General features: G+C 63.4%; 1 protein-coding gene. It reads right to left on the bottom strand.

Translation table 11 applies throughout. The features are described 5' to 3' along the window. Positions 1-43: 43 nt before the first annotated feature. On the bottom strand, positions 44-1,360 hold a 1,317-nt coding region (locus P0D80_RS50205; RefSeq protein ID WP_408296207.1), incomplete at its 5' end, for an NAD(P)/FAD-dependent oxidoreductase.

The following is a 1,360-nucleotide window of genomic DNA, read 5'->3' as shown; positions in this document are numbered from 1 at the left end:
CTCCCGAAGTGGGCTGCCGCGATAGCTTGCCCGCGGCCTCGACTCACATCATTTCGGGGCTGCTCAGTTTCGTTCCGTCGGAAAAGCGGGCGAGTCTGTAGGGACTAATGTCGAACTGCGGCGCCTCGTCCATTACCAACCGGCTCACGAGCACCCCTGCGCCTGGCCCTAATCCAAAGCCGTGTCCGCTGAAGCCGGACGCGATCACGAGACCGGGTTTCGCATTAACCTTCGAGATGACGGGAACGAGGTCCGGCGTCGTGTCGATCGCGCCCGCCCATGCGTGAGCGATCCGCAACCCCGACAGTTCGGGAAACACGCTGGCCACGTTTTGCAGCGCACGTTCGAGCCATTCGGTATCAGGCCGGGGATTCAGCACCCGTGTTTCTTCGAACGGCGAGACGTCATCGTCGCGCCAGGTCGCGCTTGCCTCCGGTCCGTGGAAGAAGCTGGCACCGACGCGAATCTTCAGTTTTTTCTTCAGCTTGCTGCGGAACATGGTGCGGAACTTCACCGAATGCCGCAGGTTTTGTGGCGCGAGCTCCACACGTCCGTGGCCGGGAACCGCGATCGTATAGCCGCCGTCCAACCGTCGCCTCAGCGCGAAGTTAGGCCCGGAGAAACAGCCTTCGATAACCCCCGGCGCCTCAGCGGTTCGCAACGCCGTTCCCATCACGTTGATGGATGGCAGATCGATGCCGTGATGCTGGCAGAACAACGCGCTCCAGGCGCCTCCCGCGAGAACGACGGTGTCGGCTGCGAGCCGGCCGCGCTCCGTCCAGACGCCAGAGACACGCCCCGCACTCATGTCGAGACTTCGTACCGCGCAGTTCTGATACACCATCGCGCCGAGACCTTGCGCGCCGCGAGCAATCGCAGGCGCGGCTTTCGACGGCTCGGCGCGCCCGTCAGAGACAGACCACAGACCTCCAGCCCACTTCGCACGTCCGGACGGAATGCGCGCTGCCAGTTCGCGCGCACTGAGGATCTCGCTGTTAAAGCCGACTTCCCGGGCGCGGGCAAGCCACGACTCCCATTGCGCGATGTCAGATTGATGCTCCGTGCCGTACAGAATGCCCGCCTTACGAAACCCAATATCCTCGCCCAGTTCTTCGCTTAGTTCGCTCCAGCGCTTGAGGCTCTGCATCGCGAGCGGCAACTCATGGAGGTCGCGGTTCTGCTGCCGCACCCAGCCCCAATTGCGCCCCGACTGCTCGCAGCCGATGACGCCCTTTTCGAGCAGAGCGACCTGGAGGCCGCGTCGCGCCAGTTCATACGCGGTGCTGACGCCAACAATGCCGCCGCCTATTATCGCGACATCGCATCGCTCGGCGAAACCTTCGCTATTCGTGACTTCGTC

This window comes from Paraburkholderia sp. RL17-373-BIF-A, assembly GCF_046030175.1.
Classification (GTDB): Bacteria; Pseudomonadota; Gammaproteobacteria; order Burkholderiales; family Burkholderiaceae; genus Paraburkholderia.
This window is presented reverse-complemented; position numbering and strand designations above follow the sequence as displayed.